Annotated in this window: 11 protein-coding genes and 1 tRNA gene; 3 read left to right on the forward strand and 9 right to left on the reverse strand. The window is 62.1% G+C overall.

Annotated elements, in window-relative coordinates; translation table 11 throughout:
* Positions 1–46: 46 nt before the first annotated feature.
* From N4A58_RS00660 to N4A58_RS00690, 7 genes are all read right to left on the reverse strand, one after another.
* Complete coding sequence (locus N4A58_RS00660; RefSeq protein WP_293707008.1) at positions 47–1,300, reverse strand: imelysin family protein; 1,254 nt, start codon at positions 1,298–1,300, stop codon at positions 47–49.
* A 154-nt stretch (positions 1,301–1,454) separates the two neighbouring features.
* Positions 1,455–3,011 carry an alkaline phosphatase PhoX gene (locus N4A58_RS00665; protein ID WP_293707010.1) on the reverse strand — a complete coding sequence of 519 codons (1,557 nt, stop codon included), beginning with the start codon at positions 3,009–3,011 and terminating at the stop codon, positions 1,455–1,457.
* A gap of 116 nt (positions 3,012–3,127) precedes the next feature.
* Positions 3,128–6,427 (reverse strand): error-prone DNA polymerase, encoded by a 3,300-nt coding sequence (locus N4A58_RS00670; protein WP_293707011.1) that lies wholly within the window; start codon positions 6,425–6,427, stop codon positions 3,128–3,130.
* Between the two features lie 6 nt (positions 6,428–6,433).
* Positions 6,434–7,915 (reverse strand): DNA polymerase Y family protein, encoded by a 1,482-nt coding sequence (locus N4A58_RS00675; RefSeq protein WP_293707013.1) that lies wholly within the window; start codon positions 7,913–7,915, stop codon positions 6,434–6,436.
* A 759-nt stretch (positions 7,916–8,674) separates the two neighbouring features.
* A tRNA-Leu gene (locus N4A58_RS00680) sits at positions 8,675–8,760 on the reverse strand.
* A gap of 59 nt (positions 8,761–8,819) precedes the next feature.
* Entirely contained in the window at positions 8,820–9,359 is a 540-nt protein-coding gene (locus N4A58_RS00685) for a tetratricopeptide repeat protein (protein ID WP_293707015.1), read from the reverse strand.
* Between the two features lie 30 nt (positions 9,360–9,389).
* On the reverse strand, positions 9,390–9,866 hold the full coding sequence (locus tag N4A58_RS00690) for an Lrp/AsnC ligand binding domain-containing protein (protein WP_293707016.1): 477 nt from the start codon (positions 9,864–9,866) through the stop codon (positions 9,390–9,392).
* 109 nt (positions 9,867–9,975) lie between these two features.
* Between N4A58_RS00690 and putA the strand changes: the two genes are divergently transcribed.
* Together putA and N4A58_RS00700 are read left to right on the forward strand one after the other, a co-directional pair.
* Positions 9,976–13,404 (forward strand): bifunctional proline dehydrogenase/L-glutamate gamma-semialdehyde dehydrogenase PutA, encoded by a 3,429-nt coding sequence (gene putA / locus N4A58_RS00695; protein WP_293707018.1) that lies wholly within the window; start codon positions 9,976–9,978, stop codon positions 13,402–13,404.
* A 177-nt stretch (positions 13,405–13,581) separates the two neighbouring features.
* The gene (locus N4A58_RS00700) at positions 13,582–14,322 is read left to right on the forward strand and encodes a rhomboid family intramembrane serine protease (protein ID WP_293707020.1); all 741 of its coding nucleotides are present in this window, start codon (positions 13,582–13,584) and stop codon (positions 14,320–14,322) included.
* A 58-nt stretch (positions 14,323–14,380) separates the two neighbouring features.
* Here the strand turns inward: N4A58_RS00700 and N4A58_RS00705 are convergent, their stop codons facing one another.
* Both N4A58_RS00705 and N4A58_RS00710 read right to left on the reverse strand, forming a co-directional pair.
* Positions 14,381–15,172, reverse strand: a complete 792-nt coding sequence (locus N4A58_RS00705; RefSeq protein ID WP_293707021.1) for an inositol monophosphatase family protein — start codon at positions 15,170–15,172, stop codon at positions 14,381–14,383.
* Between the two features lie 71 nt (positions 15,173–15,243).
* Entirely contained in the window at positions 15,244–16,149 is a 906-nt protein-coding gene (locus N4A58_RS00710) for a LysR family transcriptional regulator (protein ID WP_293707023.1), read from the reverse strand.
* Between the two features lie 93 nt (positions 16,150–16,242).
* Here N4A58_RS00710 and metF point away from each other — a divergent pair, with 93 nt between their 5' ends.
* Positions 16,243–17,109: a methylenetetrahydrofolate reductase [NAD(P)H] gene (gene metF, locus N4A58_RS00715; protein ID WP_293707025.1), complete on the forward strand. Its 867-nt coding sequence runs from the start codon at positions 16,243–16,245 to the stop codon at positions 17,107–17,109.
* Positions 17,110–17,115 lie beyond the last annotated feature (6 nt).

Here is a 17,115-nt window from a genome sequence, read left to right on the forward strand (position 1 = left end):
ACACAAGAAAAGAGGGCGCCCCGAAAGGCGCCCCAGTCAGGTGTAATTACTGGAAAACAGCCGCTTCGTCGTCGAGGCTGTCCGACCCTTCGACCGAAACACCTTCGAGGCCGGCCACCGCGACGGCGCGCTCGATGTTGCGGGTCTGCGCGACCAGCGCGTCAACCGCCGCCATGATCAGCGCTTCGCCAGCTTCGTTGCCTGCGGCCAACATCTGGTCGTAGCTGGTGCCTGCTTCGGCGGTCGATTTGATCGCGCCCAGCTGCATCATGGTGTGGTTGATGTCTGCCATCAGGTTCGACGCCAGATCTGCGTCACGCTCTGCGACGTAATCGTTCAGCGAGGGGCCTTCGACGACCGAACCGTCCACGCGCACATAGCGGCCGGTATAGACGTTACGAATGCCCAGACCGTCGTAGTAGTGGCTATTGTGGGTGTTGTCCGAGAAGCAGTCGTGCTCTTCTTCGGGATCGTGCAGCAGAACGCCAAGCTTCATGCGCTCGCCCGCCTGTTCGCCGTAGGACAGCGACCCCAGACCGGTGAAGGCCATGACCAGACCTTCGGTGCCGTCAGCGGTCACATCTGCGCGGCCTTGGCCGTCAGCGCTCCAGTTGGCGACAGCGTCTTCCAGATCGGTGATCAGCAGGTCGGTCGCAGCCACCAGATACTGCGCACGGCGGTCACAGTTGCCGTTGGTGCAATTCTCGGTGTCAAAGTCGGTCGCGGGACGGTTGCCTGCGCCATGCTCGGTGCCGTTCAAGTCCTGACCCCACAGCAGGAATTCAATTGCGTGATAGCCGGTGGCCACGTTCGCTTCGATGCCATCAACTTCGTGCAGGGATTCCAGAACCGCAGGGGTGATGGTCGAGGCGTCGATGGTGGTGCCCGAAACCTCAAAGCTGGGGTTTGCGATCACGTTGGCAAGGCTGAAGGGGTTCTCGTCGTTGCCGCCAAACATGGGGTCAACGTAGTCGATCAGGCCCTCGTCCAGCGGCCATGCGTTCACTTTGCCTTCCCACTCGTCGACGGTTGGGTTGCCGAAACGGAACGCTTCAGTCTGCTGGTAGGGGACACGCGCGGCCAGCCAAGCCACCTTGGCCGCAGCCAGTGTCTCTTCGCTGGGGTTTGCGACCAGCGCATCAACCGCAGTTTTCAGGTCTTTGGCCAGAGTCAGGCTGTCTTCGTAGCCTGCCAGAGCGATGTCGGCATAGTTGTTCAGAACGTCAGCGGCCTCGACGGCCATGGCACCTGTGGCTGCAAAAGTCATCGCCGAAGCTAGAAGAGTGGCGCGAAGTGTCATGTCGAATCCCTTTAAAAGTCCTAATCGCGTTTCGTTAGAGGGGTGATTATCCGATTAAAGAAGTCAGGTAAAGAGTGTCTGACTTATTTACTCGGAAAACAAAATAGGGAGGACACAAAGTGCCCTCCCCTTGATCACGGTCTCCGCCAGCCGATTACGACTGCTGACCTTTGGTCCAGATCCACAGAGCGTTGTTCTCGTGGTTGCCGGTGTCTTCGCCGATGATGACCTGACCGTTGGCGCGCACCAGCAGGTTGTCAGGGTTCGAGATCGAGTCGACGGGGCACTGGTTGACCTCTGCGTCACCGTTGTAGCCGTGGCCTGCAACGACGGGCACCATCTTGGAGACGTTGAAGTTTGCGTCCAGTTCCATTTCGTAAACTACGCCGCACTTGTTCTCGGCGACGTCGATATGGCCTTCGCCATCCGACATGGTTTTCGAAACTTCGGACATTGCAACGTACATGTAGGGAACCGACCCGTCAGCCGCCGCGTCGAGGTTGATGTTCACGCCTTCCATTTTGCGGAACTCGGCGGTGGCGCCGATCGCTTTGGCCGCCTTGTTCGACTCCAGGAATGCAACGCGGGCATCCGCCGCTTCGCCATTGGCCCATGCTGCAACCTCTTCGTCAGAGATGTAGTTGGTTGCGCCAGCCGCGAAGTCTTCGGGCTTGATACCGTCATATTCAGCAACCCAGCCTGCGATCTCGTCTTCAGAGGCATGGCCCAGTTCGACCCATTCCATGCCGAACGAAGTCGTGGCCGCATCTGCGCCCGCGTCTGCTTCCTGTGTCAGCTTGGCCGCGTACAGGGTGCCCGAGGACAGATCGCCCGCAGTATCCGCAACAAACTTGAAGAACGCCTGACCGGTGCCGTCAGAGGTGGTGTAGGCGGTTTTCTGGTCGGGCATGACGACCGAGTTCTCGTGGCTCATGCGGCCCAGCGCCATACGCTTGACGGGGATCGCTTCGCCTGCGGGATCGGTGATCTCGACGATGAAGCCATAGTTGTAGGGGTTCGGGTATTCGCCCAGATATGACGCCAGCATCTGGGTGTCTTCGTGGTACTTGTACTCGGGGTTGTTCCACTCAGCGGTCTCGTCAAAGTACAGCTCTTCCGAGGTCAACGGCGTGCCCCAAGGCGATACGGTGCCAAAGCAGTTGACCCAAGTGCCGCCCACTTTGGAGAAGTCGACCATCTCGATGTCGCCAACAGTCCACTTGCCGTCCGCGTCGCGGGTCAGCGCGGCGCGCGACATGCCACCGGGGCGGTTTTCCCAGTTGGTGAACAGGAAGCCTTCGTTCTCGGATGTCGGCACATAGCCGTTGAAATCGGGGTCGTTCGAGATCAGCAGCTCCTCGCCCGCGATCGACTTGATAATCCCGGCGACGTTCTGGTCGCCCTCTTGCATCAGGATCTGGTAGTCGCCGAGCGAGGTGACGACCGACGATTTGCCTTCGATATCCGAGGGCACAGCCGATTCAGCAGCGTCCCAATTTGCGTTCGATACAACGCCAACGGTGGCTTTGGCAAAGGTGCTGTTCAGCTCGTCCGAGGGGTGCTGGACGTTGAAGAACAGGTCGTTGCCCTGTTCGAACAGGCCGGTGATTTCACCATCAAGCGGGACGGTCGCAACGCGGGTCAGGCTCTCTGCATATGCTGCCGAGGTCATCGCGGTGGCTGCCAGAAGGACTGCAATCGTCTTTTTCATAGGTCGCTCCAATAATAACACAGACCCTGCCCCGCGCGGGGAGGGTTCTGGCGTCGGAGCTATCAGCGGGATGTGACCATTCGCCTTCACTGCGGTGAAGGTTTTGTGACGCCCCCTCAGTGGAAGTCACGACTGGGGAACAGCCGCTTGGCCTGCTCCCGTGGATGGCGGGCACGAGGCGCGGGCGGGCCGGATTGCCATGTTTCGGGCTTTTGTGGGCCTTCGGGGTCGGACAGCCGCGACAGCATCCACGACAAATCCTCGACCTCTTGGGCGATGACATGAACCACCTGCCCTTCGCGCTGGATATAACCGTTGATCCGCACCAAACGCCCGCCAATGACCGCGCGCCGGAACTGTTCATAGACCTTGGGCCAGACGACCACGTTGCTGGTGCCGGTCTCGTCCTCTAGCGTCATAAAGATCACCCCGCTGGCCGTGCCCGGCCGCTGGCGCGTGATCACCAGCCCGCAGACCGACGTCCGCCCCAATGGCGCGGTGGCCAGCCGTTCATGAGCCAACAGGTTCGGGATATGGGGCCGCAGCAGCTCCATCGGGTGGGCGCGCAGGGACAAGCGCAAGGACAGATAGTCGTCCACGACCTCTTCGCCCAAGGTCATGGCGGGCAGGTTCACATCGGGCTCGATGATGCCTTCTTCCTGGCTGAGATCACTGAACAGGGGCAAGGGCTTGGGGGCCCGCAGCGCCTTGACCTGCCACAGGGCATCCCGCCGCCGCAGCCGCAGATCGGCAAAAGCATCGGCCTGCGCCAGCTTTTCCAGCGCCACAGGGGGCACACCGGCGCGGCGCCACAGGCTCTCGACACTGGCATAACCGTTGCCACGGGCGGCGCTGATCCATTGGGCATCCTCTTGGCGCAGCCCTTTGACCTGCCGGAACCCCAAGCGCACCGCCAGTTGCCCGTCCGGCCTGCGCTCCAAAGTGTTGTCCCAGTCGCTCATGTTCACGCAGACGGGACGGATTTCGATCCCGTGGTCCCGCATATCCCGCACGATCTGCGCAGGGGCATAAAACCCCATAGGCTGCGAATTCAGCAGCGCACAGCCGAACGCCGCCGGATGGTGCCGTTTGAGCCAAGCAGAGGCATAGACCAGCAGCGCGAAACTGGCGGCGTGGCTCTCGGGGAAACCGTATTCGCCAAACCCCTCGATCTGACTGAAACACCGCTCTGCGAAATCAGGCGCGTAGCCCCGCGACAGCATCCCGCCCACAAACCGGTCGCGGAAGGTGCTGATCGTCCCCATCCGCTTAAAGGTCGCCAGACTGCGCCGCAGACGGTCCGCCTCGCCCGGACTGAAGCCCGCGGCGACGATGGCGATCTGCATGGCTTGCTCTTGGAACAGCGGCACCCCAAGCGTTTTGCCCAAGACATTGCGCAAATCTTCGGAGGGCAGCATCACAGGCTCCTGCCCTTGCCGCCGCCGGATATAGGGATGCACCATGCCGCCCTGAATGGGACCGGGGCGGACAATGGCGACCTCGATCACCAGATCATAGAACTGGCGCGGCTGCATGCGGGGCAAGAAGTTCAACTGCGCGCGGCTTTCCACCTGAAACACCCCGATCGCGTCGGCCGCGCACAGCATGTCATAGGTCCGTGCATCCTCTCGCGGCAGGTTTTCCAGCGTGTAGCGCGGCCCGCCCTGCCCCGCGATCAGGTCAAAGCTTTTGCGAATGCACGTCAGCATCCCAAGGCTCAGGACATCGACCTTGAGAATCCCCAAGGCGTCGATGTCGTCCTTGTCCCACTCAATGACCGTGCGCCCTTCCATCGCGGCGTTTTCAATCGGGCAGAGTTCATCCAGCCGACCGCGCGTGATGATAAAGCCCCCCACATGCTGCGAGAGGTGACGCGGAAAGCCCGTGATCTCTCCGATCAGGCGCAGGGTCAGGGCCAGCCGCCGGTCGTTCGGGTCCAGCCCCAATTCGCGCACCCGTTCCGGGTCCAAACCACTGCGGGACCACCCGCTCGCCTGCCCTGCAAGCGCGCCGATCAAATCCTCGCTCAGGCCCATGACCTTGCCGACCTCGCGGATGGCGGCGCGGCTGCGGAAATGGATCACCGTGGCGCAGAGCCCCGCGCGGTGCCGTCCGTATTTCTCGTAGATGTGCTGGATCACCTCTTCGCGGCGCTCGTGTTCGAAATCCACGTCGATATCCGGCGGCTCGCCCCGCTGTTCACTGACAAACCGCTCGAACACCATGGTGATCACCTCGGGCCCCACCTCTGTCACACCGAGCGCATAACAGAGGATCGAGTTCGCCGCCGACCCGCGCCCTTGGCACAGGATGCCCCGACTGCGGGCGAATTCCACGATGTCATGGACGGTCAGGAAGTAGGCGGCAAAACCCAGCTTCTCGACCAGTTGCAACTCTTTGGTAACCATCATGCGGGTGCGTTCGGTGATCCCCGCAGGATAGCGCCGCCGCAAGCCCTGCTCGACCAACCGCGCCAGCCGTGCCTGAGGCGTCTCGCCGTCCGCGATCTCGTCGGGGTATTCATAGGACAACTCCGACAGGTCAAAGGCGCAGCGGCCCGCGACCTCGATCGTGCGGCGCAGGGCGGCGGGATAGGCCGCAAAGATGCGGGCCATATCCTCGGGGGTTTTCAACCTGCGTTCCGCGTTCAAGAGCGCGTGCTGCCCGATCCGGTCGATCACCAGCCCCTCGCGCAGGCAGGTCAGCACATCGGCCATCTGGCGGCGGCTGGCGTGGTGCATCAGCACATCATTCAGCGCCACCATCGGGGCCGAGCACGCCTGCGCCGCCCGCGCACATCCCGCCAGATGGGCCGCATCCGTCCCGTCATAGCGCGGTGCCGCCCCGAAATAGAGCTGCCCCGGTGCCGTCCGCGCCAACTGCGTCAATTGCCCCAACATCCGCGCATCTTCGGGGTCGATCATGGGCAGGGCGACCATCACCAGATCGGCGCAATTCTCTAGCAGATCGGCAAAGCCCAGATCACAGCCCCCCTTGTCCGCGCGCCGCTTGCCCAAGGTCAGCAGCCGCGACAGCCGCGCATAGCCATCGCGGTTCATCGGGTAGGCCAAGATATGCGCGTCGCAATCGCGCAGCACGATCCGCGCGCCCACGATCAGGCGCGGCAGATGCACGACCTGCGCGGTCACCGTTTCGGGCGTTTTCCACTGCTGACGGCTCGACGGGTCCACCCCGACCGAGGACCGGATGACCACGGTCGCACCCTCTTCCTCGGCGGTGCGTTTAATCTCGCGCAAGGCCGACCACGCGCGCACCACGCCGGCCAGCGAATTGCGGTCGGTGATGGCCACAGCCTCCAGCCCCAGTTCGGCGGCACGGCTGACCATTTCCTCGGGGTGCGAGGCCCCGCGCAGAAAGGTGAAGTTCGTTGTGACAGCAAGCTCGGCGTAGGTCATGGCAAATCAGAACAGCCCCTGCACGTACCACGCAGGGTCTTGGGGCGTGTGGAACATCCACAGCCGCCAGCCCTCGCGGGTTTGCACGCGCCAATAATCCCGCAGGCCCGACCGCCACGCGGGATCGTCCAGCCACCATTCGGGCGCGATCCGCTCTGGTCCCTCGGCCTCTAGCAGGTGCAGGTCCATCCGCCGCCACCGGAACCGGCGCGGCACGGCCCGCGCGCCCGACCCGCCCACCGCTTCGGGCGCAAAGATCAGCACAGGCCGCGCCCGTGGCACATCCGGCCAGCCCCGCGCCGGTTCCGACCATGCCGCCGCTGCCGTGCTGAACGCCCTCTCTGGGATATGGCTCTCTGCCGGTTGCCAGCGCAGGACATTTTCCAACCCTAAGCGCCCACCGAGCCGCGTCATCAGATCGGCCAAGGCCCCTGCCCGCGCGATATCCCCGGGCACCGAATGCGCCGTCACCTGTTCGGGCGGCAAAGCCTCGGCCACCGTCGCCTCCAGCCGCATCTGGTCGATGCCATAGCCGGCGTCGATCTCGTCAACGCCCTTGGCGAATAGGGGCGCAATATCCTCGGGCTTGCGCATGGGCCGCGCCAGTCGCAACTCGACCGAGGCATCGCGCAAATCCACCCGCCGCAGGGTCAGCAACAGGGTCCGCGCACCCTCTCCGCTCTCCTCGAGCTGCGGACAGAGCTGCCCCAGCAAATGCCGCACCCCCTCCATGACGTCATCGGTCCGGCCAATGGGCTCAGCCAAGGTCAACCGCGACGCAGGGCGTTCGCGCTCGGCCACCGGCGTGATGGATTCAGGCTGCCCCCCCAGCGCCTGATCCAACCGGACCAACGGCTCCTGCCCGAACCGCCGCCCCACCGTCGCACGGGGCAAGGCCGCCAGATCCGCCACCTTGCGCACCCCCAGACGGGCGAGCCCCTCGATCACGTCGTCCTCCAGCCGCAGGGCGCCCACAGGCAACGGCCAGAGCCGCGCACGCACCTGATCCCCCAGCGCGATCCCTTCGTCATAGCGGGCCAGCGCCCACGCCGCGCCCCGCGTCGGCGCCACCCCCAGCCGCACGGTAAACCCCGCCCGCATCAAGCGCTGGCGTAAGTCGGCCATCAGCGCCTCTGGCCCACCCATCAGATGGGACGATCCAGTGATATCCATGACCAGCCCATCTTCGCCCTCGAGCCCGACCCAAGGGCAATAGCGCCCCGCCCACCGCGCCAGCATTCGCAAGAATCGCGCGTCCCCCCGCGGATCGGCGGGCACCGTCGTCAGATCGGGGCACATGGCCCGCGCATCAGCGAGGCCCATCCCCGCCTGCAATCCGGCCCGCGAGGCGGCCATGCTCAGACATGTAACCTGCTCTGACCCGCGGTTCCGCCCGACCACAGCAAAAGGCCCCGCCACCGAACGGCGACGCAGGGCGCGCTGGCTGGCCAGGCGCAGGAACCAAACAGACAGTATCTCGCGACTCACAATGAACCTCCGACTCGAATGTTCACTATATGTTCTATTTACCAAACTGTCCCGCCGCGCAAAGGGGGCCGGTAATTTGAAAGTTCAAATATGAGAAAATCGCCACGCCATTTGGTGCGCGATCAGCAAGACCTGATACGCGGCATAATCCCCGCAGAACGTCCGATCGCGTCGGATCGAAAACGCCCCTCAAACACAATCGACTTAGGTTCGGAGGCGCCCGCTTCTTGAATACGGGCTGTCAGAATAGTCGGATAGGTGCGCCCGGGCTCGCAATCTGGAAAATCAAACTTCATTAGCTGATTCAAAGGCGTGTTCGATTGCAGCGGACAGTTAGGATGCTCAGTACATTTCACGTCACCAATTCTCAGTTCAATCGAGAGCACTTGGATCGGAGTCTTTCGACGATTTGTAATGACCGCCGTTTCACTGAAGGTGGTTGATCCAAAAAACTTGTCAGGATTATGAGACACTGTGAGAGGCAGCGACGCAAAACGCAAAAAAATGTTCGCGCAAGATATTAAGGTGGATAGCATTGCTTTTACTCTCTTGGGGGAAGCAGAAGCTATACCAAACGCCAAATCCAGTCGAGCCTTCGCTCGGAAATATGACGCCCAAATAAAAAAGTGTCGTCCACATCTCAGGCCACAGGAGGCAAAGTCGTCAGATACAGATCTGCCGACGCTCAACGCCTATCGTCATTGGTTGCACGATCTCGGAAGTCACACCAGCCAACATCCAATGGCTTGGAGCTTGTGTTGGTACCCGCGGCCGGACTCGAACCGGCACGGCACAAAGGCCTAGGGATTTTAAGTCCCCTATGTCTACCATTCCATCACGCGGGCACGTGTCTGGGTGCGCGGACATTACCGTTCTGTGCGAGGAATGCAACGTGGAATAGGTGTTATAATTCCTCGCCTTGCGGCTCTTTTAACAACGCACGCTCGGGCAGCCACGGGTTCAAGGCCAGCGCCTGTTTCAGGATGACTTGCGCCTCTGCGTCACGGCCAAGGGCGATCAGGGTCATGGCCTTGCCCGTCATGGCGCCCAAGTGCTGGGGCGTCAGGGCCAAAGCACGGTCGATATCGGGCAGCGCGGCCTCGTAGTCCTCTTGGACAAAGCGGATAATGGCGCGCTGGTTGTACCCTTCGGCATAGTTGGGACAGTAGTCGGTCAGTGCATCAAAGGCTTTGATCGCAGCGGGCAAATCGCCCATCCGGGACCGCTCCATCCCCGCATCCAGATAGTCCTGCGCAGTTTGGTCCGGCGCGTCGGTCAGCACCCGCCACATGCGATTGTGCAAATCCAGCGCGACATTGCGATCAGGAGCCTTGGCGAAACGCGAAACGACAGCGCTTAGGGCCTGCTCCTGCGCGGGGTCAGGCGGGCATTCGGCCAGCGCGGCGGCAGGCCACAAGGTCAAGAGCAGCAACCGTTTCATCATAGAAATGATCTGTGCCGCACCCCGCTTGCGTCAAGTCAAATCCCCCGACACGGTTTCCTTGACCGCTTCCATCACTACAAAGGTCGAGGTGTGCGAAACCCCTGGCAGGGTCGAAATCTTCTCGCCCAAAACCTGACGATAGGACGCCATATCCCGCGTGCGGATCTTCAGCAGGTAGTCGAAATTCCCCGCAATCATATGGCATTGCTCGACCTCGGCGATCTTGGCCACGGCGCGATTAAAGGCGGTCAAAGCTGTCTCTCGGGTGTCTGCGAGCTTCACCTCGACAAAGGCCACGTGGTCCAGCCCCAGCTTTACCGGATCCAGCAGCGCGCGGTACCCGATGATGATCCCCGACATCTCGAGCCGCCGCAGGCGCGCTTGGGTGGGGGATTTCGACAAGCCAATCCGCTTGGCCAGCTCGGTCACACTCAGCCGCGCCTCGCGGCCCAGCTCGGACAGAATCGCGTAATCGAACCGGTCAAGGTTCGCCTGATCATCTTGCATCGCAAAACCCCTTAAATAAAGTCGATGTGAATAGCCAAACTCCGCAACATCGGGAATATTGGCTGCATATCCTTCTGTATTATGGCCCAAATGGGAAAGGAACACCATGATGCTAGATGAGAAGATGGCGTTGCCCCTGCGGATTGACGCAGCCACCTACGCCAATGAAGACGCTGTGCTGGCCGCTCTGGTAGAGGCCGCAGACCTATCCGCCGCAGATCGCGCCCAGATTTCCGCCAACGCCGCAAAACTGGTCACAGACATTCGCGGTCGTACCAATCCGGGCCTGATGGAGGTCTTTTTGGCGGAATACGGCCTGTCCACGGACGAAGGCATCGCCCTGATGTGTCTGGCCGAGGCCCTGCTGCGCGTGCCCGACGCCGACACCATCGATGCCCTGATCGAGGACAAGATCGCCCCCAGTGACTGGGGCAAGCACATGGGCCACTCGACCTCGTCCTTGGTGAACGCCTCGACTTGGGCGCTCTTGCTGACGGGCAAGGTGCTCGAGGAAAAGAAGCCCGGACCTGTGGGCCATCTGCGCAGCACAATCCGCCGTTTGGGCGAGCCTGTCATCCGCACCGCCGTCGGGCGCGCGATGAAGGAAATGGGCCGCCAGTTCGTGCTGGGTGAAAACATCGAAGCCGCCATGAAACGCGCCGCCAAGATGGAAGAGCGCGGCTACACCTATTCCTACGACATGCTCGGCGAGGCGGCCCGCACCTACGAGGATGCAGAGCGGTATTTCACCGCCTATTCCCGCGCGATCACTGCCATTGCCAGCGCCTGTACCCATCAGGACATCCGCAAGAACCCCGGAATTTCGGTCAAACTCTCGGCGCTGCACCCGCGCTATACCATGGCGCAGCGGGACGCGATGATGCCCCTGCTGGTGGAGCGTCTGACCAAGCTGTGCGTCCAAGCCGCCGAGGCTGGCATGGGCCTGAACATCGATGCCGAAGAGGCCAACCGTCTCGCCCTGTCGCTCGAGGTCATCGAGGCCACCATGGCCGATCCCCGTCTGGCCGGATGGGAGGGCTTTGGCATCGTCGTCCAGGCCTATGGCAAGCGCGCCGGTGATGCGATCGACTGGCTCTATGAGACCGCGCAGCGCCTTGATCGCAAGATCATGGTCCGTCTGGTCAAGGGCGCCTATTGGGACACCGAAATCAAGCACGCCCAAGTCATGGGTGTCAGCGATTTCCCCGTTTTCACCGACAAGCACGCCACCGACATCAGCTATATCGCGAACGCCAAGAAGCTGCTGTCGATGACCGACCGCATCTACCCCCAATTCGCCACTCACAACGCGCACACCGTTCAGGCCGTGCTGCACTATGCGGGCAGCGACCGTGACAGCTTCGAGTTCCAGCGCCTTCATGGCATGGGCGAGAGCCTGCACGACATCGTGCACACGGGTGAAAAGACCCGCTGTCGCATCTATGCGCCTGTTGGCGCCCACCGCGATCTGCTGGCCTATCTGGTCCGCCGCCTCTTGGAAAACGGCGCGAACAGTTCGTTCGTGAACCAGATCGTGAACGAGGCGGTTCCGCCTTCGGTCGTCGCCTCTGACCCGTTTGACGCGGTTGCGGGCCGCCCCGCGCACCTGCTGACTGGCCCCGAACTATTCGGCGACCGCCCCAACTCTATGGGCTGGGATATTGAACACGCGCAAACCCTGTCGACAGTCGAACACGATCGCAACGTCTGGCGCGCGCACCAGTGGCATGCCGCGCCTTTGCTGGCGGGAGCGCCTGCACCAGAAACCGCGATTGACGTTGCGAACCCTGCTCTCCCTGGCGACATTCCGGGCACCGTCAGCTTTGCGTCGCCAGCCGACGTGGAAACCGCCCTGTCTGCCGCCACCCCTTGGGCCGCAGACCGTGCCACCCGCGCCGCCGTGCTGAACCGCGCCGCAGACCTGTTCGAAGCCAACTACGGCGAGCTTTTCGCCTTGATCAGCCGCGAGGCCGGCAAGTCCCTGCCCGACGCCATTGCCGAGCTGCGCGAGGCCGTGGATTTCCTACGCTACTACGCTGCCAACGCCCCCGAGGCCGCGCCCGTCGGCACCTTCACCTGTATTTCACCGTGGAACTTCCCCTTGGCGATCTTCACTGGTCAGGTGTCCGCCGCACTGGCCACCGGCAACGCCGTTCTGGCCAAACCCGCCGAGCAAACGCCCCTGATCGCCTTCCGCGCAGTCCAACTGATGCACGAGGCGGGCGTTCCCGCGACTGCCCTGCAGTTTCTGCCGGGTGCGGGGGATGTGGGTGCGGCGATGACTTCGGACGCCCGCGTGGGCGGCGTGGCCTTTACCGGCTCGACCGAAACCGCGCTGAAAATCCGCAGCGCAATGGCGAAACACATGGCCCCCGGCGCCCCGCTGATCGCGGAAACTGGCGGTCTGAACGCCATGATCGTGGACAGCACCGCCCTGCCCGAACAGGCGGTCCAGGCCGTGATCGAAAGCGCCTTCCAGTCCGCGGGTCAGCGCTGCTCGGCCCTGCGGTGTCTGTATGTCCAAGAGGACATCGCCCCAAACCTGCAAAAGATGCTGATCGGCGCGATGAACACCCTGACCGTCGGCAACCCGTGGGAGATCAGCACAGATGTCGGCCCCGTCATCGACGAAGATGCGCAATCCGGTATCCTAGCCTACATCAACTCTGCACGCGCAGAAGGACGTGTTCTGCATGAAATGGCCGCCCCAAGCGACGGCACGTTCGTGGCGCCGACCCTGCTGCGGGTTGGCTCGATCAAAGAGATGGAGCGCGAAATCTTTGGCCCCGTGCTGCATCTGGCGACCTTCAAGGCCGGTGAACTGGACCAGGTCATCGCGGAAATCAACGGCACGGGCTATGGCCTGACCTTTGGCCTGCAAACGCGGATCGACGACCGTGTGCAGCACGTGACCGAGGCTGTCCACGCGGGCAACATCTACGTCAACCGCAACCAGATCGGTGCGATCGTCGGCAGCCAACCCTTTGGCGGCGAAGGTCTGTCCGGCACTGGCCCCAAGGCGGGTGGCCCGAACTATCTGACCCGCTTCACCAAGCGCCCCGCCCCCGCGCAGGCCGCCGAGTGGCCGGTTCCGATGGCGGAAGCCGACCTGCAAAAACTGGTGGATCAAGCGGGCGAAGGCCCAGCCCCGACCACCATCACCCTGCCCGGTCCGACCGGCGAATCGAACCGCTTGACCGCAATGGCACGTCCGCCTGTCCTTTGCATTGGCCCGACGGCGGCGCTCGCGGCGGAACAAGCTGCGGCGATCCGGTCCCTTGGCGGTGTGGCAGTGGTGGCTACCGGAGCCGTTACGCCCGACGCGTTGCGCTCCCTGCGCGGCATCTCAGGCGTGGTTTACTGGGGCGATGACGCGACAGCGCGCAGCTACGGCGTGGCTCTGAGTGAACGCACTGACCCGATCCTGCCTCTGATCACCGGCCAACCCGACACCGGACATGCCCGTCACGAGCGCCATGTGTGCGTCGATACCACTGCAGCGGGCGGAAACGCCGCCCTGCTGGCTGCATCGTCCTAAGCGCAGTCGATACCTGGACGTAGGCGGCAGTTCGTATCGCGCTGCCGCCTTTTTCGTATGCGCAGGCGGGGGCCAGCCCCCGCAACCCCGGGGTATTTTGGCCAAGATGAAGGGATGAGTAAGGTTAATTCGGGGTGGGCCTTGACCGGAGGGGGTCCGCGCCCGATCTCCTAAGGTATGTTTCCGATCAGAGACCAGAACCCGTCGAGGCAGATGCCTTATGTCACTTATGCCTTGATCACGGCGAATGTGCTGGCATTTTTCAGTCATTGGCCGCTTTTGGTCAGCGATGCAGAGCTGCAGCGCGTTTATGTAGAGTACGCGATGTTTCCTGTGATGATTGTGCATGGCGAACATCTGTACACGCTGTTCACTTCGATGTTCATGCACGGCAGCTTCATGCACATCGCAGGGAATATGCTGTTTCTCTATATCTTTGGCGACAACATGGAAGAGCAGTTCGGCAGGGGTCGGTATCTGCTCTTCTATCTGGCCTCGGGTCTGGCTGCAGCCGTGTTTCAGATTGCTGCGGATCCGTTTAGCTCTGTCCCCATGGTCGGAGCCTCGGGGGCAATCGCGGGCGTAATGGGCGGCTACCTGCTGCTGTTTCCAAAGGCGCGCGTCGATATTCTGCTAATCCTGATCATCATCTGGCGCGTCATCACTGTGCCCGCGTGGCTGATGCTGGGCTTGTGGTTTACGTTCCAGCTGTTTGGCGGACTGGGAACGCCGACCGACGAAGGCGGGGTCGCCTATTGGGCACATATCGGCGGGTTCGTCGCCGGTATTGCGCTGACCTGGCCCTTGTGGCGCCGCAAAGGCGGTCGCCGTTTCTGGGATCGACAGATCGGCTTGCGCAGCATTCAGCGCGACTACACGTGGCACCGGACGCAGGTGCCTCGGGTCCGGCGTAGGTAGAAACGCAAAAGGCCGCTCCAACAAAGAGCGGCCTTTGAAAATCAGTGATGCGCGGCGATCAGACTTCGCGGATGATCTTGGCGAAGCGGTCGTAAACATCGGGGTTCGCAACCAGAATTTCGCCATCTTCCAAAGGATCGCGGCCTTCGCGGATCGGGCCTACCATGCCGCCCGCTTCGGAGACCAGCAGCATACCCGCCGCGAAATCCCACGAGTGCATCTCACGCTCCCAGTAGCCCTCGTAGCGGCCAGCGGCCACGTAAGCCAGATCCAGCGAGGCTGCGCCCCAGCGGCGAACGCCAGCGCATTCTGGCATCAGACGCGACAGGTCGCGGATGGTTGCGGGCAGAGTGCGCTTGGTGCCCCACGGAACGCCGGTCGCAAACACCGAGTCGACGATCTGGTGACGGCCCGATACACGCAAACGCTTCTGGTCGTTCAGCCAGCAGCCCGCGCCCTTTTCGGCAAAGAACATCTCGTCCTTGGCAGGGTCAAACACCACGGCCGATACGATCTGGCCCTTGTGCTCCAGCGCGATCGACACAGCCCAGTGGGGCATGCCATGCAGGTAGTTGGTGGTGCCGTCCAGCGGGTCGACGATCCAGCGACGGGTGGGGTCTTCGCCCTTCACTTCGCCGGTTTCCTCGCCAAGGTACCCATAGGTCGGGCGGGCACCCAGCAGCTCTTCGCGCAGGGTGTGCTCTGCAGCCAGGTCGGCGCGGCTCACGAAGTCGCCCGCGCCCTTGCGCGAGACCTGAAGGTTTTCGACTTCGCGGAAGTCCTTGACCAGCGAACGGCCCGCCTTGCGTGCCGCCTTGATCATGATGTTCAGATTTGCGCTGCCCTGCATCCAACCGGCTCCTTTGTCTCAAGGCGCCCGTTTACGCATTCAAACCCCGTTTGCCAAGGGCTGATTCCCGTTCAAACCGCTTGCAGCTTGTGCGCCTCTTCTTCGGCCAGACGCAGCAGATCAACCATATAGGGTTTCTGGCGATCCTCTTCACGCAAAGCGGCATAGAGACGGCGGGTGATCCCGTTCTTGGTCAGGGGGCGCGTGACATAGTCACTATTATACTTCACCTCGCGGACCACCCAGTCAGGCAGAACGGCGACACCACGGTTCGAGGCGACCAAGAGCAGAATCACCGCGGTCAGTTCGGCCTGACGCACAGCAGCTGGCTCGACCTTGGCGGGGGTCAGCAACTGGTTGAAAATGTCCAAACGCGCGCGCTCCACAGGATAGGTGATCAGCGTCTCGCCGCGGAAATCTGTTGCGTCGATATAGGGTTTCTGCGCCAGCGGGTTGTCTTTGGAGGCCACAAAGATCGGGTGATAATCGAAAAGCGGCTCGAAAATCACATCACGCAGGTCTTCGGGGTCCGAAGATACGACCACATCCACCTCTTCCTTTTGCAAGGCGGGCAGCGCGTCAAAGGCCAGGCCGGGGCGGATATCGACGTCAACATCGGGCCAGAGCTTGCGGAACTGTTCCAGCACCGGAAAGAGCCATTCGAAACAGGCGTGGCATTCGATCGCGATGTGCAGGCGCCCCGATTTGCCGGACCGCAAACCCATAAACTCCTCTTGAATCGCTTCGACCTCGGGCAAGATGCGGTTTGCTGCACGCAGCAGACGCATCCCAGCGGCCGACAATTTCATAGGCTTGGACTTGCGCACAAACAGCTCGACGCCGCACTGCTCTTCCAACCCTTTGATTTGGTGAGACAAAGCAGATTGCGTGATGTTCAGGATATCCGCCGCACGGGCCAAACCGCCCGCCTCGTGAATAGCTTTGATGCTGCGCAAATGGCGGAACTCTATGTGCATCTTGGAGTTTGGCTCATGTTGATGTTGAAGATAATGAGTTTGTCTCACACCGACGTTTGTGAGACAAGAGCGACATAACAAAGGAGCTTATCCATGACCGCACCGCGCATTTCGTTCGAATTCTTCCCGCCCCAGTCGCTGGAAGCATCGTTCCGTCTCTGGGATACTGTGCAGGTGCTGGCCCCCATGGAACCCCGTTTTGTTTCCGTGACTTATGGCGCTGGCGGCACCACCCGTGACCTGACCCACGAGGCTGTGACCACCCTGCACAAGACTACAGGTCTGCCCGTAGCGGCTCACCTCACTTGCGTCAACGCCACTCGCGAAGAGACTCTGAACATCGCCAACAGCTATGCAGAGGCCGGCATCAACCAGATCGTCGCCCTGCGCGGCGACCCGCCCAAGGGAACCGGAGGCTTTAAGGCACACCCCGAGGGCTTTGCCGACAGCTGCGAGCTGATCAGCGCGCTGGCCGACACCGGCAAGTTCACCCTGCGTGTGGGCGCCTACCCCGAGAAGCACCCCGAAGCGACCGACCACAAAGCGGACGTCGAGTGGCTGAAGCGCAAGCTGGACGCCGGTGCATCCGAGGCGCTGACCCAGTTCTTCTTCGAGGCAGAGACGTTCTTGCGCTTCCGTGACGCTTGCGCCGATGCGGGCATCACCGCACCGATCATCCCTGGCATCCTGCCGATCGAAAACTGGAAGGGCGTCAAGAAATTCTCGGCGGCGTGCGGCACCTCGGTTCCCGCATGGCTGGACGACGCCTTTGACAAGGCGATCCGTGATGGCCGTCAGGACCTGCTGGCCACCGCGCTCTGCACCGAGCTGTGTGACGAGCTGCTGCAAGAAGGCGTCGAAGACCTGCACTTCTATACCCTGAACCGTCCCGAACTGACCCGCGACGTGTGCCACGCCATCGGCGTTACCCCGCAGGTCAAGCTTCAGAACGTTGCCTGATCCGAA

This window comes from Donghicola sp. (genome assembly GCF_025210255.1).
GTDB classification, from domain to species: domain Bacteria; phylum Pseudomonadota; class Alphaproteobacteria; order Rhodobacterales; family Rhodobacteraceae; genus Donghicola; species Donghicola eburneus.

Coding starts and splice junctions, on each gene's coding strand:
- N4A58_RS00700 (WP_293707020.1), top strand. CDS start 13,582: ATGTTTCCGATCAGAGACCAGAACCCGTCGAGGCAGATGCCTTATGTC.
- putA (WP_293707018.1), top strand. CDS start 9,976: ATGCTAGATGAGAAGATGGCGTTGCCCCTGCGGATTGACGCAGCCACC.
- N4A58_RS00690 (WP_293707016.1), bottom strand. CDS start 9,866: ATGCAAGATGATCAGGCGAACCTTGACCGGTTCGATTACGCGATTCTG.
- N4A58_RS00705 (WP_293707021.1), bottom strand. CDS start 15,172: ATGCAGGGCAGCGCAAATCTGAACATCATGATCAAGGCGGCACGCAAG.
- N4A58_RS00670 (WP_293707011.1), bottom strand. CDS start 6,427: ATGACCTACGCCGAGCTTGCTGTCACAACGAACTTCACCTTTCTGCGC.
- N4A58_RS00660 (WP_293707008.1), bottom strand. CDS start 1,300: ATGACACTTCGCGCCACTCTTCTAGCTTCGGCGATGACTTTTGCAGCC.
- N4A58_RS00710 (WP_293707023.1), bottom strand. CDS start 16,149: ATGCACATAGAGTTCCGCCATTTGCGCAGCATCAAAGCTATTCACGAG.
- N4A58_RS00685 (WP_293707015.1), bottom strand. CDS start 9,359: ATGATGAAACGGTTGCTGCTCTTGACCTTGTGGCCTGCCGCCGCGCTG.
- N4A58_RS00665 (WP_293707010.1), bottom strand. CDS start 3,011: ATGAAAAAGACGATTGCAGTCCTTCTGGCAGCCACCGCGATGACCTCG.
- metF (WP_293707025.1), top strand. CDS start 16,243: ATGACCGCACCGCGCATTTCGTTCGAATTCTTCCCGCCCCAGTCGCTG.